The 21,486-nt window shown below is 61.5% G+C and carries 20 protein-coding genes; 4 read left to right on the forward strand and 16 right to left on the reverse strand.

Features of this window, described 5'->3' with window-relative positions; translation table 11 throughout:
* Positions 1-48: 48 nt before the first annotated feature.
* Complete coding sequence (locus tag AC13QY_RS19390) at positions 49-774, reverse strand: DUF899 domain-containing protein (protein WP_113331878.1); 726 nt, start codon at positions 772-774, stop codon at positions 49-51.
* A gap of 71 nt (positions 775-845) precedes the next feature.
* On the opposite strand from AC13QY_RS19390, the gene AC13QY_RS19395 reads away from it, so the two are divergent.
* A complete protein-coding gene (locus AC13QY_RS19395) occupies positions 846-1,292 on the forward strand; it encodes a MarR family winged helix-turn-helix transcriptional regulator (protein ID WP_113353983.1) in 447 nt (148 codons plus the stop codon).
* Here the strand turns inward: AC13QY_RS19395 and AC13QY_RS19400 are convergent.
* The 5 genes from AC13QY_RS19400 to AC13QY_RS19420 all read right to left on the reverse strand — a co-directional run bounded on the left by AC13QY_RS19400 (position 1,279) and on the right by AC13QY_RS19420 (position 4,917).
* On the reverse strand, positions 1,279-2,049 hold the full coding sequence (locus tag AC13QY_RS19400; RefSeq protein WP_113331880.1) for an RES family NAD+ phosphorylase: 771 nt from the start codon (positions 2,047-2,049) through the stop codon (positions 1,279-1,281). The genes AC13QY_RS19395 and AC13QY_RS19400 overlap by 14 nt on opposite strands.
* The gene (locus AC13QY_RS19405) at positions 2,009-2,392 is read right to left on the reverse strand and encodes an MbcA/ParS/Xre antitoxin family protein (RefSeq protein ID WP_113353982.1); all 384 of its coding nucleotides are present in this window, start codon (positions 2,390-2,392) and stop codon (positions 2,009-2,011) included. Before AC13QY_RS19405 ends, AC13QY_RS19400 begins: the two co-directional genes overlap by 41 nt.
* 132 nt (positions 2,393-2,524) lie before the next feature.
* Complete coding sequence (locus AC13QY_RS19410; protein WP_069613858.1) at positions 2,525-2,947, reverse strand: organic hydroperoxide resistance protein; 423 nt, start codon at positions 2,945-2,947, stop codon at positions 2,525-2,527.
* Positions 2,948-3,220: 273 nt separating this feature from the next.
* Positions 3,221-3,952, reverse strand: a complete 732-nt coding sequence (locus AC13QY_RS19415; RefSeq protein ID WP_113331882.1) for a L,D-transpeptidase family protein — start codon at positions 3,950-3,952, stop codon at positions 3,221-3,223.
* Between the two features lie 161 nt (positions 3,953-4,113).
* Positions 4,114-4,917, reverse strand: coding sequence for a L,D-transpeptidase (locus tag AC13QY_RS19420; RefSeq protein WP_113353981.1), 804 nt, complete (start codon positions 4,915-4,917; stop codon positions 4,114-4,116).
* 171 nt (positions 4,918-5,088) lie between these two features.
* On the opposite strand from AC13QY_RS19420, the gene AC13QY_RS19425 reads away from it, so the two are divergent.
* Both AC13QY_RS19425 and scpA read left to right on the forward strand, forming a co-directional pair.
* Complete coding sequence (locus AC13QY_RS19425) at positions 5,089-6,438, forward strand: methylmalonyl-CoA mutase family protein (RefSeq protein WP_113353980.1); 1,350 nt, start codon at positions 5,089-5,091, stop codon at positions 6,436-6,438.
* Positions 6,439-6,691: 253 nt separating this feature from the next.
* Positions 6,692-8,824, forward strand: coding sequence for a methylmalonyl-CoA mutase (scpA, locus tag AC13QY_RS19430; RefSeq protein ID WP_113353979.1), 2,133 nt, complete (start codon positions 6,692-6,694; stop codon positions 8,822-8,824).
* 57 nt (positions 8,825-8,881) lie between these two features.
* On the opposite strand, the gene AC13QY_RS19435 is transcribed toward scpA, so the two are convergent.
* From AC13QY_RS19435 to AC13QY_RS19450, 4 genes are all read right to left on the reverse strand, one after another.
* Positions 8,882-9,862, reverse strand: a complete 981-nt coding sequence (locus AC13QY_RS19435; protein WP_113353978.1) for an alpha/beta fold hydrolase — start codon at positions 9,860-9,862, stop codon at positions 8,882-8,884.
* Positions 9,863-9,957: 95 nt separating this feature from the next.
* Entirely contained in the window at positions 9,958-11,595 is a 1,638-nt protein-coding gene (locus AC13QY_RS19440) for a cisplatin damage response ATP-dependent DNA ligase (protein ID WP_113353977.1), read from the reverse strand.
* Positions 11,595-12,605 carry a ligase-associated DNA damage response exonuclease gene (locus tag AC13QY_RS19445; RefSeq protein WP_488493804.1) on the reverse strand — a complete coding sequence of 337 codons (1,011 nt, stop codon included), beginning with the start codon at positions 12,603-12,605 and terminating at the stop codon, positions 11,595-11,597. The genes AC13QY_RS19440 and AC13QY_RS19445 overlap by 1 nt, the downstream gene beginning before the upstream one ends.
* Before the next feature lie 111 nt (positions 12,606-12,716).
* Positions 12,717-13,031 carry a carbon-nitrogen hydrolase family protein gene (locus AC13QY_RS19450; protein ID WP_233788683.1) on the reverse strand — a complete coding sequence of 105 codons (315 nt, stop codon included), beginning with the start codon at positions 13,029-13,031 and terminating at the stop codon, positions 12,717-12,719.
* Between the two features lie 207 nt (positions 13,032-13,238).
* Here AC13QY_RS19450 and AC13QY_RS19455 point away from each other — a divergent pair, with 207 nt between their 5' ends.
* Positions 13,239-14,609, forward strand: a complete 1,371-nt coding sequence (locus AC13QY_RS19455; protein ID WP_152095990.1) for a TIGR03808 family TAT-translocated repetitive protein — start codon at positions 13,239-13,241, stop codon at positions 14,607-14,609.
* Here the strand turns inward: AC13QY_RS19455 and AC13QY_RS19460 are convergent.
* Genes AC13QY_RS19460 through AC13QY_RS19485 form a run of 6 tightly spaced genes read right to left on the reverse strand, consistent with a single transcriptional unit; the run spans position 14,606 to position 21,455 of the window.
* Complete coding sequence (locus AC13QY_RS19460; protein WP_152095989.1) at positions 14,606-15,394, reverse strand: crotonase/enoyl-CoA hydratase family protein; 789 nt, start codon at positions 15,392-15,394, stop codon at positions 14,606-14,608. The two genes, AC13QY_RS19455 and AC13QY_RS19460, sit on opposite strands and share 4 nt — an antisense overlap.
* Positions 15,391-16,260 (reverse strand): hydroxymethylglutaryl-CoA lyase, encoded by an 870-nt coding sequence (locus AC13QY_RS19465; RefSeq protein ID WP_152095988.1) that lies wholly within the window; start codon positions 16,258-16,260, stop codon positions 15,391-15,393. Before AC13QY_RS19465 ends, AC13QY_RS19460 begins: the two co-directional genes overlap by 4 nt.
* Positions 16,257-18,245, reverse strand: coding sequence for an acetyl/propionyl/methylcrotonyl-CoA carboxylase subunit alpha (locus AC13QY_RS19470; RefSeq protein ID WP_152095987.1), 1,989 nt, complete (start codon positions 18,243-18,245; stop codon positions 16,257-16,259). Before AC13QY_RS19470 ends, AC13QY_RS19465 begins: the two co-directional genes overlap by 4 nt.
* 9 nt (positions 18,246-18,254) lie before the next feature.
* Positions 18,255-18,638, reverse strand: coding sequence for a RidA family protein (locus AC13QY_RS19475; RefSeq protein ID WP_113331893.1), 384 nt, complete (start codon positions 18,636-18,638; stop codon positions 18,255-18,257).
* 10 nt (positions 18,639-18,648) lie between these two features.
* On the reverse strand, positions 18,649-20,256 hold the full coding sequence (locus AC13QY_RS19480; protein ID WP_152095986.1) for a carboxyl transferase domain-containing protein: 1,608 nt from the start codon (positions 20,254-20,256) through the stop codon (positions 18,649-18,651).
* A gap of 35 nt (positions 20,257-20,291) precedes the next feature.
* On the reverse strand, positions 20,292-21,455 hold the full coding sequence (locus AC13QY_RS19485) for an isovaleryl-CoA dehydrogenase (RefSeq protein ID WP_488493805.1): 1,164 nt from the start codon (positions 21,453-21,455) through the stop codon (positions 20,292-20,294).
* Between the last annotated feature and the right edge of the window lie 31 nt (positions 21,456-21,486).

Raw genomic sequence — 21,486 nt, forward strand, 5'->3', positions numbered from 1 at the left:
TCGACCCCTTGTGCCGCATGGCATGAATTTGGCGGTCTCGCCACGCCCTCAATGGCAGCAGGAGCCCGCCTTCTCCGCCTCCTGATATTCGTCATGGCGGCGCACGAAATCCATGGTCTGGCCTTCATTTCGGCCCTTCGGTGCGTTGTCGAGGATCATCAGCGTGCCGATCATTTCCTCGCCGCCGCGGGCATAGCTGGAATAGGTGTGGAAGATATTGCCGGCTTCATCCTTGTAGAAGGCGCTGAGTCCAGGCAACTCGTCGTTGCCGTTGGCGGCGTCCATATCATTGAAATTATAGAACACCTTTTCACCGGCGAGCTGCTCTTTGGTGAAAGAGACGTGATAGTCGAAATTGAAATCGTTGGAGAAGGACGACACCCAGGGGAATTTCCAGCCCATGCGCTTCTTATAGGCCTCTATCTTTTCGATCGGCGCGCGCGACACTGCGACCAGCGTGACATCGTGATGATTGAGATGCGGAAGCGTTCCATCGAAATGATCGGCGAGGAAGGAGCAACCGGTGCATCCGGCATCCCAATCCGGGCCGAGCATGAAATGATAGATGATCAGCTGGCTGCGGCCGTCGAAGAGATCGGCAAGCGTCCTCTTGCCGGCCGGCGTGTCGAAAACATAATCCTTATCGACCTTTACCCAGGGCAAGGCTAGGCGTTCCGCATTGACGCGATCGCGAAGATGCGTGGCCTCCTTCTCCCTGGCAAGCAGTTGACGGCGGGCCTCGAGCCACACTTCCCTGGAAACGACCTGGTTCATTGTCCGCGCCCTCCTCCGGCGTTTTCATTTCCAAATCTTGACAAATATATTGATATCAATATTAATGAATCATGTCAAACGCAGTCCAAATCCCCTTTGAAACCACGCTGTTAGTCCGCGATACCTGCCTGTGCCTGCATGTCCAACGCGCGGCGCGCGCGCTTGCCCGCCGTTTTGACGAGGCACTGCGGCCATTCGGACTCACCAACGGCCAGTTCTCCCTGATGATGTCTCTGAACAGGCCGGCGCCGGCATCCATGGGATCGGTCACAGCGCTCCTGGCAATAGACCAGACGACGCTGACGGCGGCCTTAAAGCCACTGGAACGGCGGGGATGGGTGAGCATCGTGCCCAATCCAAAAGATCGCCGCGCCCGCCTGCTCAGCCTCACGCCATCGGGAAAGGCGGCGCTCGCCGCCGCCGTGCCGATCTGGAAGACGACACATGCCGCCCTCGAAGAGCGGCTGCCCGACGGCAATGGCGACCGCCTGCGTAGCGATCTCGCTATTCTGCTCTGAATTGCGGTTCAGACAATCGCGGATCGCCCTCGAAATCCTGCCTTTCGAAGCCGATGCGGCGCCGTGGGAATTCGCACAGCGCCTGCACGCCGACGCGAGACAGCCGGATGCGCCAGGTCTGGCGTTCGACGGGTTCGCGGGCGGAGAAGGCCCTGGCCGTGAGCAGCGCGATGTTCATGCCTCCGCGGGGATCCCGGACGGAACGATAAAGGATTGCCTCGATACCGCCGGCTCGCGCCGCCTCGGCGAGCGACTGGCAGGCTTCGTAGTTGACCGGATCGGTCCACAGTTGCCGATCGCGATCCAAGGGAGGCACTGTCAGATCGATCCCGGCCTTCGTCGCAATCGCAGCAGAAAAGGCTGTATATTCAGCGGCATTGGCAGGCAACGGCGTGTCAGGGGAATCACGGAAGAAGAGCAGCCGATAGAAGCTCATTTCAGCCAGGGCCGTCTCCACCTGCTCCGAGGCATAGAAAACGCCGAGCGTGCGGCCGGCGCGTCTGAAACGGGAACCGTGGGGATAGATCGCTCCGTAACGGAAGGGTGTGGCGAGCAGATAATCCAGCCCTGCGCATTCCGGCGGCAGCGCCGGCTTGGTTTCCTCGAGCACGCTTTCGAGAAGCGCTTGCTCCTCCAGCGTATCGACAAGCTTCAGCGTCGAGACCTGATGCTGCGATTCCACCAGCCGCCAATATTGGCCGGAGATGACCTTTGCCTCAGACGAGAGCGCGGCGGGCGTCCAGATAGGCAAGGACATCGGTCAAACCGGAAATCGAGATGATCTTGTCGATCGGCGCTGCGCCAAAGGCGATATTGCCGTTACGCAGCCATTGCCGCGCCACAGCCTCGTCGCCGCCGACGATGGCATCGAGCGAACGGAAGAGACGAACGAAAAGCACGGCAAGTTCGAAAGGCTTGCTATCGCGCTCCAGCAGATGATCCTGCCGCTTCATGCGCGATACCGTCGCCTCCGACACGCCGATGATGGCCGCAAGGATGCGGGCGTTCAATCCCAGCCTCTCGGCGGCATTGACGACGGCCTTGGTGATGACCAGCGCTTCACCGGGCATCGGCTGGCCTATTACCTGGGCTTTTATCATGGCTACTTCCTTTCCTAAGAAAAGATATAGCATTTTTCTTGCAAAAGAAAAGGAGCGATAGATAAAACTGCCGCTCCTTTTCAATATATTCCCACATATCCGGTCCTCAATCGACCGGCGGCGCGTTTCCCGTCAGACAACAGCAACCGGCACTTCGGTCGAGGTGCGCATGGCATGGCTGTAGGGGCATACGATATGGGCGGCAGCGGCGAGCTTTTCAGCCTCGGCCTTGTCCATGCCGGGAATGTGGACAGCCAACGAAACTTCGATGCCGAAGCCGGTGCCATCCGCGCGAGGACCAATCCCGACAGTCGCCGTGACCTTGGCGTCTTCCGGAATCTTGACCTTCTGCTGGCCTGCGACAAATTTCAAAGCGCCCAGGAAGCAGGCGGAATAGCCGGCTGCAAAGAGCTGCTCCGGATTGGTGCCGGTAGCGCCATCGCCACCGAGCTCCTTCGGTACGGTCAGCGTGACGTCGAGGACGCCATTTTCGGAAACTGCATGGCCGGCGCGGCCACCGGTGGCGGAAGCTTTGGTCGTATAAAGAATAGGCATGTCCTGTCTCCTTCGGTTGGATGAATTTTATATACATCACGATTTAATCGCGCGCAACATATATTTCGCAATGGTTTTGAGAAAGTGAATTGCGATAAGGCCGTCAATACGAGGATAGTGACGACTGCGATATGGCGGAGAGCCAATCAGCGCGACCAGCGCCGGCAGTCGAAAATCAATCTGACAATCGTTTGAGATCGGCTTCCGGGTACTTCCAGTCAGGACCGCAAACAAAAAGGGCGCCAGCGGCGCCCCTTTTTCAATGATGCGGTATCAGGCCGTGACCAGGATCGGCGCGCGCTCGGGAACGCGGTCATAGAGATCGATGACATCCTGATTCAGCAGACGGACGCAGCCGGAGGAAACGGCCTTGCCGATGGAGCGCCAATCGGGATTACCGTGCAGGCGGTAAAGCGAATCCTGCTTGTCCTCGAAAATATAGAGAGCACGTGCCCCCAGCGGGTTCTTCAGGCCCGGGTCCATGCCGCCATTGGCGATGGAATATTTCACGAGTTCCGGCTGGCGGGCGACCATTTCATCCGGCGGATTCCAGCGCGGCCATTTCTTGCGCCACTGGATGACGCCCCGGCCCTGCCAGGCAAATCCTTCGCGGCCGACGCCGATGCCATAGCGCATCGCCGTTCCACCCTGCTCGGTCACATAAAGCATGCGCTGGGTTGTATTGACGACCACGCTGCCGGGTGCCTCGCCTGTTGGGTCGATCACCCGTTGACGATAGAAGCGGGGATCGATTTGCTGGTAGGGAACCGCCGGAATGATGAAGCCGCCATCCTCGACGGAGGCATAGATTACGGCCGGATCAGGCTGCTCGCCATCATAGCTGGAGAACCAGGTTCGGAACGGCCGCGGGGAGCCGGTATATTGAACCGGGCTGACGACGGGGCCGTTGTCGATGGTGGAGGCGCAGCTGGCAAGCGTCGAAACGGCGCCGAGACCCGCCAGAGCGAGGAAGTTACGTCGCGATAGGGATGAAGGAAGGCTCATGTCGACAGCATAGTTCCTTTTGTGGAGGAAGCGAAAACCCGTACCAACAGGCTGATTCGGCTCCCCGAGAGGTTCGCAGAGACAGACGCAAAACTAAAGAGCGCAAACCACCCCGACTATCGCACTTATGCAACATCACGAAAATTTGTGGTAAAATACCGCTACAGAACGACGATTTCCGCCTTATCGGGCACCCGGTTGTAAAGATCTATCACGTCCTGGTTGAGCATGCGAACACAGCCGGAAGATGCAGCCTTGCCGATCGACTGCCAATCCGGGGTGCCGTGAACTCGATAAAGAGTATCCCGGCCATTCTGATAGATATAGAGCGCACGCGCGCCGAGCGGATTGGTCGGCCCCGGATTCATGCCGCCGCGCTCGGCCGATAGCGGCCTCATCTGCGGGTCGCGCGCGACCATTTCTGCGGGCGGGGTCCAGCGCGGCCATTTCTGCTTCCATTGGATCAGGCCCCTGCCGTGCCAGGCATATCCTGCCGCGCCGAGGCCGACGCCATAGCGCATCGCCTTGCCGCCCGGTTCGATGAAATAGAGGAAGTGGTCGCGCGTATCGACAACAATGGTGCCGGGGCGTTCCCTGGTCTGGTAATCCACCTCCTGGCGCAGGAAGCGCGGATCGATGCGCTTGTAGGGGATGGCCGGCAACGTGAAGTCGTCTTCACTGCGCTGCGCATACATGGCCTGGTGCACTGGATTGAAGGTCGGCAGGCCATAGGTCTGGTGGAATTGGGTGCGGAAGAGATCGCGCGATTGCGGCACGGGCTGCACCGGCAGGCGCCTTACCCTGTTCGGCTCGATCCCCTCCGGACGATAGAAGACGGGCGTCGTCTCCTGCACGAAGCGATCCGGATCGGTGGCGCCCGTATCGGGAATGATGCTGCAGGCGGACAATGTCGTCAGTGCGGCAGCGGCAAACAGATGACGGGAAACGGGCAGCAGGTCGGCCATTATCGGAAACCAGTTGGGACACATCGGATCGGCCGCATAATGACTGCCGCGGCTGGAGCGAGGCTGGCGTCGATCGCCAGACGGTTCCAACGAAGATATTGCACCGATCGGCCAAACTCCTGTTTTCCCTTGCGACATCATGGGCTAGACCAATGCAGTACGGAGGAGCGCATGAATATCGACAGTCTCGACCCGGGCATCTTCGGCCAGACCGACCAAAAGACTTGGCTGAAGCTGGTGGAACGGGCGCTGAAAGGCAAGAATTTCCAGGAAGCACTGGTCTCGCGAACCGATGACGGCATCGCGATAGAGCCGCTTTACCAGCGACGGCGCGACGGCAAGCCGCTATTTCGTCAGCGGGCCGAGTTGCCATGGACGGTGATGCAGCGCATGGACGATCCGGACACCGAGCGGGCAATGGTGCAGCTCGGCGACGATCTTGCCAATGGCGCAAGCGGTATCAGCCTCGTTTCCAGCAGTTCCGCTTCGGCCTTCGGCATCGGGATGGATGCTCAGTCGCCAATCTTTTCCGAAGTGCTGGCAGCAGCATCCGCCAAGACTACGACCCTGCGCCTCGATGGCTTTTCTTCCGGCATTGCGAAAATGGCGGCAGCCTCGATTGTGGATGGTGGCGCCCAAAGATTGCACCTTGGACTCGACGCTTTCTTGACAGCCGGGCGTTTCGCCAATTTTACCAGCGACATCAAATACTTCAAAGAGTTGAAGTCGGTTGGTACGATCGTCAATGCGGACGGCCGTGCCGTGCATAACGCCGGCGGGACCGAGGCGCAGGAACTGGCGGTGATGGCGGCAAGCCTCGTAGGCCATTTACGACTGCTTGAGGAGGCGGGACTGTCACCGGAAGCAGCGCTTGCGGCAATCAGCCTCTGCCTTTCGGCCGATCAGAATCAGTTCATCACAACCGCGAAGATGCGCGCCGCGCGGCTGATCTTCACCCGGATCGCCGAGGCCTGCGGCGTTACCGACCCACGACCGGCACATCTCTTTGCTGAGACCAGCTATCGCATGCTGACCCGCCTCGATCCGGAGACGAACATCCTGCGCAACACGATCGCGGTCTTTTCAGCCGGCGTTGGCGGCGCCGACGAGATCGGTGTTCTGCCGCACAGCCTGACGCACGGCATTCCTGATCCGCTGGCGCGGCGCCTAGCGCGCAACACGCAGACGATTCTGATCGCCGAAAGCCACCTCGATCATGTCGCCGATCCAGCTGCCGGGGCCGGCGGCATCGAGGCGCTGACCGACGCGCTTTGCGAACGGGCTTGGGAGATTTTCACCCGGATCGAAGGCAAGGGAGGATTGGCGAAGGTCATTTCCAGCGGCGAGTTAGCGGCGATGATCGCAGAGGCGCGGGAGAGCCGTGCCGCGAGGCCGATCGTGGGGACGACGCTGTTTGCCATGAAGACCGAGCGGCCGGTGACGGTTTTGGGGCCTTTGGGTCCGATTGTTGGCGGGATGGGGTTGGTGCCGATACGATTGGATGAGGGGGTGGAGGCATGAGGATGGACATCGGGTTCGAGGAGATTGGGCACCCCCCTCTGTCACTTCGTGACATCTCCCCCACAAGGGGGGAGATCGTTCCGTGCCAGAATTTAACCCCAGCGAGAATGACAACCTATGCTGCCGCAGATGCGGTATCTATTTGGGGCAGAAAGACTCCACCAGTTTCCAATCTCCCCCCCTGTGGGGGAGATGTCGCGAAAGCGACAGAGGGGGGTACCGCAATCTCCACATCCACGGAGGCATCGGCTCCATGACCAATATCCCCGACTTCGCCACCATCCCCTGGGCCAAGCCGCAGGCAACGACGCCAACAATCGGCGCCCCAGCCTGGGAAACTCCCGAAGGCATCAGCGTCAAGCGCAGCTATGGCGAAAGCGACCTCGCCCGCCTGAAGTTTTTGGATGCCTATCCCGGTGCTGCGCCGTTCGTGCGCGGCCCCTACCCCACAATGTATGTCCAGCAGCCCTGGACCATCCGCCAATATGCCGGCTTCTCCACTGCCGAGGAGTCCAACGCCTTCTATCGCCGCAATCTTGCCGCCGGCCAGAAGGGCCTCTCCGTCGCCTTCGATCTTGCCACTCACCGCGGCTATGACAGCGATCATCCGCGAGTGGCCGGCGATGTCGGTATGGCGGGGGTGGCGATCGATTCCATCCTCGATATGCGCCAGCTCTTCGACGGTATTCCGCTTGACGAGATGAGCGTATCGATGACCATGAACGGCGCTGTGCTGCCGGTCATGGCGCTCTATATCGTCGCGGCGGAGGAACAGGGCGTTTCCGAGGATAAGCTGTCGGGCACGATCCAGAACGACATTCTCAAGGAGTTCATGGTTCGCAACACCTACATTTATCCGCCGCAGCCCTCGATGCGCATCGTCTCGGACATTTTCAGCTATACCAGCCAGCGGATGCCGAAGTTCAACTCCATCTCGATCTCCGGCTACCACATGCAGGAAGCCGGCGCGACGGCGGATCTGGAGCTCGCCTACACGATCGCCGACGGCATCGAATATGCACGGGCAGGCGTGGCAGCCGGGCTCGATATAGACAGCTTCGCCCCTCGCCTCTCCTTCTTCTGGGCCGTCGGCATGAACTTCTTCATGGAGGTTGCCAAGATGCGCGCGGGACGGCTGATCTGGGCCGCGCTGATGCAGAAGAATTTCGCACCGAAAGACCAAAAATCCCTGGCACTCAGAACCCATAGCCAGACCTCCGGCTGGTCGCTGACGGCGCAGGATCCGATGAACAACATCATCCGCACGATGGTCGAGGCCATGGCGGCGACGCAGGGGCATACGCAGTCGCTTCATACCAATTCCTTCGACGAAGCACTCGCACTCCCGACCGATCATTCCGCTCGCATCGCGCGCAACACGCAGATCCTGCTGCAGAAGGAATCCGGCACGACAGGGATCATCGATCCCTGGGGCGGCTCGGCCTATGTCGAACGACTGACCCATGATCTCGCCGCCCGCGCCCTTGCCCATATCGAGGAAGTCGAGGCACTTGGCGGCATGGCGAAGGCGATCGAGAAAGGCATTCCGAAGCTTCGCATCGAGGAAGCCGCGGCCCGCACGCAAGCACGCATCGACAGCGGCCATCAGACCGTCGTCGGTGTCAATTTTTCCAAGCCGGAGCAGGATATCGAAGTCGACGTGCTGAAGGTCGACAATTCCGAAGTACGGGCACGCCAGCTTTCCAAACTGCAGCAGTTGAAGGGCACACGCGAGACGGCCGCCGTCGAGACTGCCCTCGACGCCCTGACGGATGCGGCGCGCACCGGCAGCGGCAATCTGCTCGACTTCGCCGTTAAGGCAGCAAGGGCAAGAGCGACCGTCGGCGAAATTTCGCTGGCGCTGGAAAAGGCATATGGCCGGCATGTGGCCGAGATCAGGACCATTTCCGGCGTCTATCGTCGGGAAGTCGGCGATGCCGATCCTGCTTTCAACAAGGCTGTGGTCAAGGTTGAAGCCTTCCGCAGAGCGCGCGGTGAAAAGCCCCGCATCCTCATCGCCAAGATGGGCCAGGACGGCCATGATCGCGGGCAGAAGGTGATTGCGACGGCCTTTGCCGATCTCGGCTTCGATGTCGTCGTCGGCGCCATGTTCCAGACTCCGGAAGAAGTGGCCGATGTCGCCGTTCGCGAAGGCGTCGACATCCTCGGCGCATCATCGCTTGCCGCCGGCCATCTGACGCTAGTGCCGGAACTGAAGGAAGCGCTTGCGCGCCGTCATGCCGGCAATGTGCTGATCGCCGTCGGCGGCGTCATCCCGCCACAGGATTTCGCGGCGCTGGAAGCGGCCGGTGCGGACGCAATCTTCCCGCCCGGCACGGTGATTGCAGAAGCGGCGACTGCGCTGATCGAGAAGCTGATGGCGTAAGCATCGACTCGCAGAGCGGTTCGGATTATCTCCCGCGCCGCTCTTGCGGGCGCTGGTTCAGACAGCCACGCTCTTGAAGAACTCGATACTTTGAGCGATTTCGCCCGGCAAAGCCGAATTGTGGCTGCCCGGCACCGTCGCCATTTCGATCTTCACGCCGGCGGCCGTTGCCCGTTTCGAAAGCAATGCCAGACGCGAGTCGAAATGCGCCTCTTCGGTTCCGTGGAACAGTTTTATCGGGCTTTTGAAGCTGTGCGCGTAGCAGAGCGGCGAGCGCATCTGGTATTCACGCGGGTTCCTGGTGTTGAAGCGGATGTCCTGCGGGTAACGGCTGAAGAAGGCGTAAGCGTCGGGGTTGCCGGATATCGGCGCGACCGCACGGAAGCGCTTCGTCGACATGGCCGCCAGCATGGCGAGCGTACCGCCGATGCTGTGGCCAGCCAGGAACATGCGATGCGGATCGACACCCGGCAGATGCCGCAGCCGGTTGGACGCGGCCAGCACATCGGCAACTTCGTCGTAAAAGCCGGAAAAATTGCCCTTCTGGCCGTTTTCGCCGCGCATGGAAGGGATCATGACGACGTAGCCGGCCTCGACATAGGGCTTCATCAGCTGCCAATGTCCCTGGCCGATGGCGTTGCCGCCATGCAGGAACAATACGGCCGGCTTCGGTTTCTCCGAACGCGTGTAGCGGGAAACCCAGGCGACGAGCTCCAGCTCCTCGCCGACGCCGCTGCGATAGAAAAGCCGTTCGGCGGTCGATGGCGTCACCAGCGGTTCGTAGATATCGGGAGCAGGTCCCTTGCTCACGAGATCAGTGCGAAACAGATGGCGTTCCTTGGCATAGTCGCCCGAAAGCAGCGGCGGCGCATCCTCGGCCTTCTCGTCGTTCCGTGTGGCGACACTCTTGTTCTCGGCAGGCTTGCTTGCAGTCGTACTGTCGTCGGCAGCTCTGACGATGTTGGGCGCAAAGAGCGTGAAGGCAATACCGGCTAGAAGGCTGCGGCGATTGGGACGAAATGCGTGGTCGTCGGACATGGTCGTGGGCTCTGTCGAAATATCCCGGCGCAGATCGAATCTGCACGGGTTGGAAGGCTAGGCCAACTCACTTTGTGGTGAGGAATCGCCCTCGCCTATTCATCGACAACCGGAGCCTTGGCGTCAATCATCGCGATCAAAGTTTCCAGCCTGTCGGCCTCGTAGGGCGGTTTGTCGGGCCGCAGTCGGGCAATGCGTGGAAAGCGCATGGCGACACCCGATTTATGGCGGGTCGAGCGGTTGATGCCCTCGAAAGCGACCTCGAGCACGAAGCCAAAATCGCGATCGGCGCGCACCGCTCGCACTGGGCCGAAACGGTCGACCGTATTGTTGCGCACGAACTTGTCGAGCACCTCAAGCTCCGCATCGGTAAAGCCGAAATAGGCCTTGCCGACAGGCACGAGCTGCTCACCCTCCGGCGTCGTCGCCCAGACGCCGAAGGTGAAATCGGAATAGTAGCTGGAGCGCTTGCCGTGGCCGCGCTGGGCATACATCAGCACGGCATCGACATTATAGGGATCGCGCTTCCACTTGAACCAGGGGCCTTTGGCGCGGCCTGCGAGATAGGCGCTGTCCCTGCGCTTGATCATCACGCCTTCGATCACCGGATCGGGCGGCGAGGAGCGCAGGCGGTCGAGCTCCTCCCAGGAAGAGAAATCGACGAGCGGCGACAGATCAAAGCGGTCGTGGGGCGCGGCATCGATAATCTCCGTCAGCCGCTCCCGCCGATCGAGGAACCCGCGGGCGCGCACGTCCTCCGCGCCGTCAAAAAGAAGATCATAGGCGCGGATGAAGGCCGGAAACTCGTCCAGCATCTTTGCCGTCACGGTCTTGCGGTTGAGGCGCTGCTGCAGATCGGAGAAGCTGCGTGTCGGGCTGTTGGAGCGAACAGTGCCGCCAACCAGCAGCTCACCGTCCATGACGCCCTCGAAATTCATGGCGTCCACAACGTCTGGAAAGGCGCCGGATATGTCATCGCCGGAGCGCGAATAGAGCTTGCTCGTCTCCCCGGAGCGCGAAAGCTGGACGCGGATGCCATCCCACTTCCATTCGGCGGCGAAATCGCGAGGGTCGAGCCCGTCGAGATCGCCTGTTTCAACAGGATTGGCCAGCATAACGGAATGGAAGATCGCCGGCGTCGCCAATATCGGCCGCTCGCCCTTTCCTTCCAGCCATCGAAACAGGCTTTCATAGGGCGGCTGCAGACCATGCCACAGCGTTTCGATTTCGGTCACATCCTTGCCGCTGAGTTCGGCCAGCGCCTGTTTGGCAAGCCGGGCCGAAACACCGATGCGCATGGCGCCGGTCGCAAGCTTCAGGAAGGCAAAGCGGCCCGACGTATCCAACCGATCCAACAGGTCGCGGACGAAGCTGCGCACTTCGGTCCGCCCAAGCGCATTCATGCGCCTGATAACCTCGCCGAGCTTCGGCTGCTCTCCGGCAGGACGCTCGATATCGCTTTCCTTGTCCCATACCAGCGAGATCGTCTCGGCAAGATCGCCGACATAATCGTAGGAATAGCGAAACAGCACCTCGTCCATGCGCTCGAGAACGAGCTCGCGCAGCATGGCGGGCTTGACGTTGCGCACCTCGAGCGTGCCGGCAATGGCGGCCAGACCATAGCCGCGGTCCGGATCGGGCGTATCGCGGAAATAATCGGTCAGCAGCTTCAGCTTGCCGTTGCGGCTCGGCGTCAGCACCAGGCGATCGAGGAGGTCGGCAAAGGCTTTCATCAATCGCCCTCATCTTCATAGCCGATGAGATGCAGCGGCTTGGCGGCGATGCCCTGCAGCTCGCACCAGCGCACCAGCGCCTCTTCGCGGCCGTGGGTGACCCACACCTCGCTCGGCTTCAAATCGGAGATCGTCTCGGTCAGTTCGGGCCAGTCGCAATGATCCGATATGACCAGCGGCAGCTCGACGCCAAGCTGCTTGGCACGCTGGCGCACCATCATCCAGCCGGAGGCGAAAGCCGGCAGCGGATCGTTAAATCGTCTCGCCCAGCGATCCTGAAACGCGGAGGGCGGACCGACGACGACGGCGCCCTGAAAGATCGACTGATCGCGGCTTTCGAAGGTGGCTGGCTTGAGTTCGCCAAGCGCGATGCCCTGGCTGACATAGTAGTCGCACAGGGTTTCGAGCGCGCCATGGATATAGATCGGCTTGTCATAGCCGGCATCGCGCAGCAGGCGGATGACACGCTGTGCCTTGCCGAGCGCATAGGCGCCGACCAGATGCGTTCGTTCTGGAAACTGCCGAAGCGAAGCCAGGAGCTTGCGCGTCTCTGCCATCGGATCGGGATGATGGAAGACCGGCAGGCCGAAGGTCGCCTCGGTGATGAAGACGTCGCAGGGAACCGGCACATAGGCTTCACAGGTCGGGTCCGGCCGGCGCTTGTAATCGCCTGAGACCACGATGCGCAGTCCATCCTTCTCCACTGCGATCTGAGCCGAACCCAGGACGTGGCCGGCAGGATGGAACTGCACCTTGACGCCATTGATCGTCACTTCCTCGCCGAAGGCAACCGCCTGCTCCGATCCTGCAAAGCCATCACCATAGCGGATGCGCATGATATCGAGGGTCTGGCGCGTGGCGAGCACATTGGCATGGCCGGAACGAGCGTGGTCCGAATGACCATGCGTGACGAGCGCTCGCTCGACCGGCTGCACGGGATCGATATAGAAGCCGCCTATCGGGCAGAACAAGCCCGCAGGCGCCGGATAAAGCAGTTGATCGGGTCTCATGACTTGTGAGGATAGCGCGATTTGCACAATTAGGTAGCGATATCAGCTGCTTTTCGCGCGAATCCGCGCTCGGGTTGCCGATCCGGCAGATCGAAGACGAGGACATCCTCGCTATGCGGCTTGGCCTTTGCCACGACGGCGCCGTTCGGATCGACGATTGCGCTTCTTCTCGAAGAGGCCAATAATCGCTGTCGTCCTGCTCGAGGCGAAGCGAGCGACAAGCGCGTCCAAACCGGGATCGTCGAGGGAAAGCGCGCGGCGTCTGGCGATGGCTTCGTTGTAGCTGTGTCCCTGCAGATAGCATTCTGGAAAGAGGGCGAGATCGATGCCCTGCCTTTCCGCCCAGGCGAGATCGCGCGCCAAAGCCTGGGCCGCCTGCTCGACGGCATCGAAAAGTGCCAGACGTTGAAAGGCCGCGATCCGCATGCGGCAGAGGTAACATGCGCGGCGAGTCGCCCCTAGCACAAATGGATCAGGTGCGGGTCATCGCCTCTACCGGACTGGTAAATGAAATAGAAAGAGGTCGAGGCTCTTGGCCGATCGAAAGCGTTTGAAGAACAGCTTCTGTATCAAAACGGCACAGATGGGCCTGGCACGATTTCTGCTTCGTAAGTGACGTTCCAGGAGTTCATAATGATGCAACGCCGCGCCTTTATCGCTTCCCTCGCCGCCTCGGCAGCGGCTGGCGTGCTTGCACGGCGCGGTTTCGCGGCACCACTTGCCAAGATGGCCGGTGCCGAGCTGCGCGGTCCGATCGACGCCATTGCGCTGAAGACGACACCGGGCGCCAGCGATTTCAAGAGCGGCAAGCTGCAGGCGATGATCGACAATGCGGCGCGAAGCAACATGCCGCTTTTCCTACCACCGGGCACCTACAACATCTCAAACCTGACACTCCCCAATAATACGCGCATCACAGGCGTTCCTGGCGCCTCACGGCTCATCTATAGCGGCGACGGCCATCTGATGAATGCAGATAAAGCCAGGCGTATCGAGCTTTCCGGCCTGGTTTTCGATGGCGGCAATCGCTGGCTTGCCGATTATGCCGGCGGTCTGCTGCAATTTACCGGCGTCGACGAGGTGCTGATCGACAATTGCGAGGTCGCCGGCAGCCGCAAACACGGACTGCAGCTGGAGCGCTGCGGCGGCCGGATCGAGCGCAGCCGAATCTCCGGGGCCGCCGAGGCCGGCATCTATTCCGTCCAGTCCACCGGCGTGGCGGTGACCGGCAATCGCGTCGAGGATTGCGGCAATGGCGGCATCCTCATCCATCGCTGGGACAAGGCCGAGGATGTCAGCAGCGTCGTCAACAACCGCGTTACCCGCATCCGTGCCAATGGCGGCGGCACCGGCCAGAACGGCAACGGCATCAACGTCTTCCGCGCCGATGGCGTGACGGTTTCGGGCAATCAGATCGCCGATTGTGCCTTCACCGCCATCCGCGCCAATTCGGCCTCGAATATACAGATCTCGAATAATCAATGCGTGCGTTCGGGCGAAACGGCCATCTATTGCGAATTCGAATTCGTCGGCGCCACGATCAGCAACAATCTGGTCGATGGCGCCGCCAACGGCATTTCAGTTACCAATTTCGACAAGGGCGGAAGGCTCGCTTCGGTGACGGGCAACGTCATCCGCAACCTGTCGCTTATCGCACCCTATGCGCAGGATGGCGGCTTCGGCATCGGCATCTCGGCGGAAGCCGATACGCTTGTTGCCGATAATGTTATCGAGAATGCGCCGCTCTGGGGCCTGCGGCTCGGCTGGGGGCAATATCTCCGTAATGTCGTTGCGACCGGCAATATCGTCAGACATGCCGGCATCGGCTGCGTCGTCTCCGTCGCCGATGGCGCCGGCTCGGCGGTGATTGCAGGCAATCTCTTCCAGGAAATGCAGCAAGCCGCGATCATGGGCTTCCGCTGGGACAAGCCGGCATCGGGAGAGCTGGTCAGGGGAAGCATGCAGTTTCCGCAGCTGACCATCGAAAACAACAGACTCGTTTAGGCCGATCGCCAGTTCGGCTGCCGCTTTTCGAAGAAGGCGGTGATGCCTTCCTTCGCCTCGTCGGTCTCCCAGGCATCTGCCAATTGTTTGACGACGTGATCGATCATGCCATCAGTAATCGGCCTGCCGACGGAACGCGCCAGAGCCTTTGCGCGGGCCGCTGCCTGCGGTGACGCTCCCAGGAAATGGCGGACTTCGGCTTCTACGGCTTCATCCAACGCCTCCTCCGCCACGACCCGTGACAGGAGGCCCGTGGCATGCGCCTGCCAGGCATCGATGATTTTGCCGGAGAGAAACAACGGGCGCGCATTCGCTTCGCCGATACGCGCGACGACATAGGGACTGATCGTGGCCGGAATGATGCCGAGGCGCACCTCCGTCAGGCCGAAACGGGCCGTCGATGCCGATATCACCATGTCGCAGACGCTGAGGATGCCGATACCGCCGCCGAAAGCATTGCCCTGGACGCGGGCGATCAGCGGCTTCGGCAATTCGTTCAACGCCTTGAACAGCATGGCAAGTCGCCGCGCCTCGGCCATACGCCCATCCCGCGTAGCATCGAACTGGGCACGCATCCAACCGAGATCGCCGCCGGCACAGAAACTGGCGCCCTCGCCGGTCAGCACGATGACCCGGACTGCGCTGTCGTGAGCAAGGTCGTCCGTTGCCGCTGTCAAGTCATCGATCATCTCCGCCGAAAGGGCATTGTGCTTTTCCGGGCGCGCCAGCGTCACATGGGCAACACCGCGCTCGTCGGTGGCGATGCGGATCGTCTGCGATATCATGAGGCACTCCTGAGGCTGCGGGCAAAGGCGGCGGCGCGGGCAAGCTTGTCCTCGTCGAGACCGGTCTCGAAGCCCCGCGCCGATAGATAATCTTGAACAGAAACGGTATCGACATTGCCCTTGGCGCCGGGAGCGAAGGGACAACCGCCAAGGCCGCCGGCTGACGCATCGAATACCCGCAGGCCGCGCTCCAACGCGACGCCGATATTGTCAAGCGCACGGCCGGACGTGTCATGAAAATGGCCGGCAAGGACTGCCGCGGGGAGTTCTCCGAGCACTGCGCCAAGCATCCGGTCGACGGCCTCGGGCGTGCCTTTGCCGATCGTGTCGCCAAGGCTGATCTCATAGCAACCAAGCGCACGCAACTGCCACGCGACGCTGACAACATTTTGCGGCGGCACCGCGCCCTCATAAGGGCACTCGACGACGCAGCTGACATAGCCGCGCAACGGAACGCCGCGATCCCGACTGGCGGCCGCCACCGGCCGAAAGCGCTCGATGCTCTCGGCGATCGAGCAGTTGATGTTGCGCATGGAGAAGGTTTCCGAGGCGGAAGCGAAGATCGCCACTTCATCGGCGCCAGCCGCAAGGGCGGCCTCGAAGCCCTGCATGTTGGGCGCCAGCGCTGCGTAACGAACGCCTGGACGCCGCTCTATGCCGGCCATGACCGAAGCGGCATCCCCAAGCTGCGGCACCCATTTCGGGCTGACGAAGCTGGTGACTTCAATTCGCTCGAAACCGCAATCCGAAAGCAGATTGACCAGCTCGATCTTGTGTTCGGTATCAACCTGCCGCTTCTCGTTCTGCAGCCCGTCACGCGGTGCCATCTCGACGATGGTGACGTGGTTGGAAGGCTTGTCGTTCATGCCGCATCCTCCGGACGGAGTGACAGAAGCACGGCGCTTTCGCTGGTCTGATCCCCCTCGCCGACATACAGACCTTCGACGATGCCGTCGCGTGCCGCCGTCAGCGTCAGCTCCATCTTCATGGCCTCCATGACGATCAGCGCCTGGCCCCTCGCCACCGCGTCACCCTCGCGCACACGTACGATCTTGACGAGGCCCGGCATCGGCGCGATGACGCGATCGCCACCGCCGGCCGCCTCTTCTCCACCGTCGAGCAGATCGAGTCGATGGAAATGATGCGTCTGTCCATCGAGGAATAAAGTCACGCCTGACGATGTCTCGAAGATATCGACATGGGACTGCCGGCCGTCGATCTCGACGTGGTGGGAAAGGCCCTCGCCTGCGAGCAAGCGAACGAGAATGATGCGATCGTCAAAGGTGACGCTAAACAGCGACCGACTCTTTGCAGCCACGCGGCAATTCTGATAACCACCGGCAAAATGCAGCGTGAGGGGACGGCTTGCTTCACCCCAGAGCTGCCAAGGACCGAGCGACAGCCAAGGATCACTGCCAGTGGCTTCTGCGAACCCACCCGCCTCCACAATGGCAGCAATGGCGAGGGCAGCATCGTCTGGCGGTTGCGCCGAGGTCAGCGCCTCCACGTCACGATCGATCAATCCCGTATCCGGATGGCCGGCGGCGAAATCCGGCTGGCGGCTCAACCGGATAAGGAAATCGAGGTTGGTGGTGGTTCCGGCAACCTGTGTCTGCTCGAGACCGTGCGTGAGCTTGGCAAGCGCCGCCGCCCGATCGGGCGCATGCACGGTCAGCTTGGCGATCAGCGGGTCGTAATGCGGGGTGATGCTGTCGCCCTCGCGCACGCCGGCATCGATGCGGACATCGCCTTCGGGAAAGCGCAGGCGGGAAAGCGTGCCGGTTGCCGGCAGGAAGCCGCGCGATGGGTCTTCGGCATAGATGCGGGCTTCGAAGGCCCAGCCGTTTATGGTGAGCTCAGCTTGCGTTTTCGGCAGCGCCTCGCCGCTCGCAACGCGCAATTGCCATTCGACAAGATCGACGCCGGCGATTGCCTCTGTGACGGGATGCTCGACCTGCAGGCGGGTGTTCATCTCCATGAAGAAGAAGCGATCCGGCGACAGGCCGTCGGAGACATCGGCGATGAACTCAACGGTGCCGGCGCCGCGATAATCGATGGCGCGGGCGGCGCGAACCGCCGCTTCGCCCATGGCGCTGCGCATCTCCTCCGTCATGCCGGGCGCCGGGGCCTCCTCGATCACCTTCTGGTGCCGGCGCTGCAGGGAGCAATCGCGCTCGAAGAGGTGCACGGCATTGCCCTGGCTGTCACCGAACACCTGAATCTCGATATGGCGCGGCTTGATGAGATATTTTTCGATGAGCACGGCATCGTCGCCGAAAGCGGATTTCGCCTCGCGCTTCGCCGCCTCCAGCGAAGCCTCGAAATCCTCCGGACGGTCGACGCGGCGCATGCCCTTGCCGCCGCCGCCGGCCCTCGCCTTGATAAGAACGGGAAAGCCGATGCCGTCGGCCTGCTCGGCAAGAAAGCCGGGCTCTTGCCTATCGCCATGATAGCCGGGAACAACGGGCACGCCGGCCCGCTCCATCAGCGCCTTGGCCGCATCCTTGAGCCCCATCGCTCGAATGGAGGCCGGCGACGGGCCGATGAAAACCAGGCCGGCAGCTTCGACGGCCTCGGCAAAAGCTGCATTTTCCGAGAGAAAGCCGTAGCCCGGATGGATGGCCTCCGCGCCGGTTCGCTTTGCGGCTGCGATAATCTTTTCCTTCGAAAGATAGCTTTCGCTCGCCGCCGCCGGGCCGATATGGGCGGCTTCGTCGGCCAGGGTCACATGCAGGGCATTCCGATCGGCGTCGGAATAGACGGCGACCGTGCGGATGCCGAGGCGCCTTGCGGTGTAGATGACCCGGCAGGCGATTTCGCCGCGATTGGCGATCAGTATCTTCGAAAACATCGGCAGACCCTATTGCGCGGCAATGACTTCGACTTCGAGCAGCCAGGCCGTATCGAAAATACCGGCGATCACGACAGTCATGGCCGGCGTGAGCGAGCCTAGATATTCGCTACGGATCTCGCGGTTCTCGATCGTATGATGTCGATCGGCGAGAAAGGTGGTGACCTTGACGATATCGTCCTTCGTCATGCCGGCCGCCTTCAGCTGCGCATCGATGTTGTGCCAGACCTGGCGAGCCTGCGCCTTAAAACCCTCCGGCAAGGCATCGTCGACGTCGGTCGGTATCTGTCCGCTGATAAAAAGCAATCGTTCGAAATTCTCGAGCTTTACGGCTTGAGCATAACCGCCGCGGGGCTGCGGCGCATTCTTGGCATTGATGGCATCGCGTTTCATCTCCGTCTCCTCACATCCTGAACAGACCGAAGCGTGTGTCTTCGATCGGTGCGTTGAGTGCTGCTGAAAGCGACAGAGCCAGCACGTCGCGGCTCTTGCGCGGATCGATGATGCCATCGTCCCATAGGCGGGCCGAGGCGTAGAGCGGGTGGCTCTGGGTTTCGAACATCTTAAGTGTCGGCGCCTTGAAGGCGGCCTCTTCTTCCTGCGTCCAAGGCTTGCCGGCACGCGCCAGCGCCTCGCCGCGTACGGTGGCGAGCACGCCTGCCGCCTGCTCTCCGCCCATGACGGATATGCGGCTGTTGGGCCAGGTCCAGAGAAAACGCGGCGAATAGGCCCGGCCGCCCATGCCGTAATTGCCGGCGCCGAAGGAACCGCCGATCAGCATGGTGATCTTCGGGACCTTGGTCGTCGCCACAGCCGTCACCAGCTTGGCGCCATTCTTGGCGATGCCCTCCGTCTCGTATTTGCGGCCGACCATGAAGCCGGTGATATTCTGCAGGAAAACGAGCGGGATCTTGCGTTGCGAACAAAGCTCGACGAAATGCGCGCCCTTCAGCGCCGACTCCGAGAAGAGAACGCCGTTGTTGGCGATGATGCCGACTGGGATGCCGTGGATGTGGGCAAAGCCGCAGACTAGCGTCGTGCCGTAGCGCGCCTTGAACTCATCCAGCCGGGAGCCGTCTACCATGCGGGCGATGACCTCGCGCACGTCATAGGGCGTGCGCAGATCCGAGGGGACGATGCCGAGAATATCCTCGGGATCGTAGAGCGGCGCCTCGGGCGTGCGACGCTCGACACTCTCGGGCTTGCGGCGATTGAGATTGGCGACCGCTTGCCGGCCGAGTGCGAGCGCATGGGCATCGTCGCGCGCCAGATGATCGGCAACACCGGAAAGGCGCGTATGGACATCGCCGCCGCCTAGATCTTCGGCAGAGACAACCTCCCCCGTCGCCGCCTTGACGAGCGGCGGACCGGCGAGAAAGATCGTTCCCTGTTTCTCGACGATGATGGTTTCGTCCGACATGGCCGGCACATAGGCGCCACCCGCCGTGCAGGACCCCATGACGACGGCGATCTGCGGAATGCCGGCCGCCGACATATTGGCTTGATTGTAGAAGATGCGCCCGAAATGATCGCGGTCGGGAAATACCTCGTCCTGGTTCGGCAAGTTGGCACCACCGGAATCGACGAGGTAGATGCAGGGGAGATTGTTTTCCGCCGCAATCTCCTGCGCGCGCAGATGCTTCTTCACCGTGATCGGATAATAAGTGCCACCTTTGACGGTGGCATCATTGCAGACGATCATGCAATCGCGGCCGGAAACGCGGCCGATGCCGGCGATCAACCCGGCGCCCGGTGCCTCGCCGCCATAGAGACCGTGGGCTGCCGTCGTCCCGATCTCCAGAAACGGCGTGGCGGGATCGATCAGCCCGGCGACACGATCGCGCGGCAGCATCTTGCCGCGGCCGACATGGCGCTCACGCGCCTGCGCGCCGCCGCCTTCCGCCGCCTGCGACGCCGCAGCCTCAGCGACGCCGATCGCCTCCAGCATGGCGGCGCGATTGTCGCGGAAGCGATCCGTATGCGTCGATATCTCTGATTTCAGGACGGTCATGCGCTTCACCGGTTGATGGGAATGGAATTTCGCAGTCAGGCCGTTTCGCCAAACAGCTCGCGGCCGATCAGCATGCGCCGGATTTCGGATGTGCCGGCACCGATCTCATAGAGCTTGGCGTCGCGCAGCAGCCGTCCAGCGGGATAATCATTGGTGTAGCCGTTGCCACCGAGCGCCTGGATGCATTCGAGCGCCAGCGCCGTCGCCTTCTCGGCGGAATAGAGAATGCAGCCGGCCGCATCCTTGCGCGACGTCTCGCCGCGATCGCAGGCGGCGGCCACGGCATAGACATAGGCGCGGCAGGCATTCATGGTGACATACATATCGGCCAGCTTGCCCTGCATCAGCTGGAACTCGCCGATCGACTGGCCGAACTGCTTGCGCTCATGCATGTAAGGCAGCACCACATCCATGCAGGCCGCCATGATGCCGACGGGGCCACCGGAAAGGACCACGCGCTCGTAATCGAGACCCGACATCAGTACGCGCACGCCGCCATCGATGTGACCGAGAACATTCTCCTCCGGAACCTCGCAATCGAGGAAGATCAGCTCCGAGGTGTTGGAGCCACGCATACCGAGCTTATCGAGCTTCTGGCCGACGGAAAAGCCGGGGAAGCCTTTCTCGACGAGAAAGGCGGTAATCCCGCGCGGACCGGCATCCGGAGAGGTTTTGGCGTAGACGACGAGCACATCGGCATCCGGGCCATTGGTGATCCACATCTTGCTGCCGTTCAGCACATAGCGATGGCCGCGCTTTTCGGCATACAGCTTCATGGAGACGACATCGGAGCCTGCACTCGGCTCCGACATGGCGAGAGCCCCCACATGCTCGCCGGATATCAGCTTCGGCAGGTAGCGCTCCTTCTGTGCCGCCGTGCCGTTGCGGTAGATCTGGTTGACGCAGAGATTGGAATGAGCGCCGTAGCTCAGACCCACGGAAGCCGAAGCACGGCTGATCTCTTCCATGGCAACCGTGTGGGCGAGATAGCCGAGGCCGGCGCCGCCATAGGCTTCGTCAACCGTGATCCCGAGTACGCCGAGATCGCCCATCTCCCGCCACAGATGCATCGGGAAGCTGTTGTTGCGATCGATCTCGTCTGCAAAGGGTGCAATGCGATTGCTGGCAAAGCGGCGCACCTGCTCGCGCAGCGCATCGATGTCCTCGCCCAGCGCGAAGTTCAATCCCCCAGAAAACATCCGGCTTCTCCTCCCGACCTTCCCGAACGTC

This window comes from Martinezella sp. CNPSo 3795 (genome assembly GCF_057784475.1).

Excerpts from the sequence above, each read along its gene's own strand:
- AC13QY_RS19390 (WP_113331878.1), bottom strand. The coding sequence starts at position 774 with ATGAACCAGGTCGTTTCCAGGGAAGTGTGGCTCGAGGCCCGCCGTCAA.
- AC13QY_RS19395 (WP_113353983.1), top strand. The coding sequence starts at position 846 with ATGTCAAACGCAGTCCAAATCCCCTTTGAAACCACGCTGTTAGTCCGC.
- AC13QY_RS19400 (WP_113331880.1), bottom strand. The coding sequence starts at position 2,049 with ATGTCCTTGCCTATCTGGACGCCCGCCGCGCTCTCGTCTGAGGCAAAG.
- AC13QY_RS19405 (WP_113353982.1), bottom strand. The coding sequence starts at position 2,392 with ATGATAAAAGCCCAGGTAATAGGCCAGCCGATGCCCGGTGAAGCGCTG.
- AC13QY_RS19410 (WP_069613858.1), bottom strand. The coding sequence starts at position 2,947 with ATGCCTATTCTTTATACGACCAAAGCTTCCGCCACCGGTGGCCGCGCC.
- AC13QY_RS19415 (WP_113331882.1), bottom strand. The coding sequence starts at position 3,952 with ATGAGCCTTCCTTCATCCCTATCGCGACGTAACTTCCTCGCTCTGGCG.
- AC13QY_RS19420 (WP_113353981.1), bottom strand. The coding sequence starts at position 4,917 with ATGGCCGACCTGCTGCCCGTTTCCCGTCATCTGTTTGCCGCTGCCGCA.
- AC13QY_RS19425 (WP_113353980.1), top strand. The coding sequence starts at position 5,089 with ATGAATATCGACAGTCTCGACCCGGGCATCTTCGGCCAGACCGACCAA.
- scpA (WP_113353979.1), top strand. The coding sequence starts at position 6,692 with ATGACCAATATCCCCGACTTCGCCACCATCCCCTGGGCCAAGCCGCAG.
- AC13QY_RS19435 (WP_113353978.1), bottom strand. The coding sequence starts at position 9,862 with ATGTCCGACGACCACGCATTTCGTCCCAATCGCCGCAGCCTTCTAGCC.
- AC13QY_RS19440 (WP_113353977.1), bottom strand. The coding sequence starts at position 11,595 with ATGAAAGCCTTTGCCGACCTCCTCGATCGCCTGGTGCTGACGCCGAGC.
- AC13QY_RS19445 (WP_488493804.1), bottom strand. The coding sequence starts at position 12,605 with ATGAGACCCGATCAACTGCTTTATCCGGCGCCTGCGGGCTTGTTCTGC.
- AC13QY_RS19450 (WP_233788683.1), bottom strand. The coding sequence starts at position 13,031 with ATGCGGATCGCGGCCTTTCAACGTCTGGCACTTTTCGATGCCGTCGAG.
- AC13QY_RS19455 (WP_152095990.1), top strand. The coding sequence starts at position 13,239 with ATGATGCAACGCCGCGCCTTTATCGCTTCCCTCGCCGCCTCGGCAGCG.
- AC13QY_RS19460 (WP_152095989.1), bottom strand. The coding sequence starts at position 15,394 with ATGATATCGCAGACGATCCGCATCGCCACCGACGAGCGCGGTGTTGCC.
- AC13QY_RS19465 (WP_152095988.1), bottom strand. The coding sequence starts at position 16,260 with ATGAACGACAAGCCTTCCAACCACGTCACCATCGTCGAGATGGCACCG.
- AC13QY_RS19470 (WP_152095987.1), bottom strand. The coding sequence starts at position 18,245 with ATGTTTTCGAAGATACTGATCGCCAATCGCGGCGAAATCGCCTGCCGG.
- AC13QY_RS19475 (WP_113331893.1), bottom strand. The coding sequence starts at position 18,638 with ATGAAACGCGATGCCATCAATGCCAAGAATGCGCCGCAGCCCCGCGGC.
- AC13QY_RS19480 (WP_152095986.1), bottom strand. The coding sequence starts at position 20,256 with ATGACCGTCCTGAAATCAGAGATATCGACGCATACGGATCGCTTCCGC.
- AC13QY_RS19485 (WP_488493805.1), bottom strand. The coding sequence starts at position 21,455 with ATGTTTTCTGGGGGATTGAACTTCGCGCTGGGCGAGGACATCGATGCG.